This is a genomic window from Ralstonia sp. VS2407, from assembly GCF_052950655.1.
Window position 1 is genome coordinate 1 of the sequence record NZ_JBRFVG010000213.1, and the last position, 483, is coordinate 483.

The 483-nt window shown below is 63.4% G+C and carries 1 protein-coding gene; it reads left to right on the plus strand.

All coding sequences use genetic code 11. The features are described from left to right. Positions 1-181: 181 nt before the first annotated feature. A partial coding sequence (locus tag ACU8YE_RS24675; protein ID WP_446930068.1) for a globin domain-containing protein occupies positions 182-483 on the plus strand: 302 nt, incomplete at its 3' end.

Below are 483 nucleotides of genomic sequence, written 5' to 3' on the forward strand. Positions count from 1 at the left end.
GGATCATCCGGACCGTGGTGCGATGCGGTTGGCGCCACGGCTCCCGTTCCTACGCGGCGTGGAAACCGGGCACCACCATCGGCGCAGCGACGGCGTCCGTCCCTATAAGATGCATTTCGCTTGCATCTTTTCGAGGTGTCGATTAAAAGATGCATGTCCGATACATCTTTCGAGTTGTGACATGCCCGCTCCGCTGTCCCCTCCCACTGTCGCGATCATCAAGGCCACCGTGCCGGCCCTGGAGGCCCATGGCCTGACCATCACCAAGCGCATGTACGAGCGCCTGTTTCAGGACGCGGAGATCCGCGACCTCTTCAACCAGTCCCACCACGGCGAGACAGGCTCGCAGCCGAAGGCCCTGGCCCAGGCGGTGCTCGCCTATGCCCGCAACATCGACAATCTCGGCGTCCTCGGGGGGGCGGTGGAGCGCATCGCGCAGAAGCATGTCGCGCTCAACATCCTACCCGAGCACTACCCCTACGT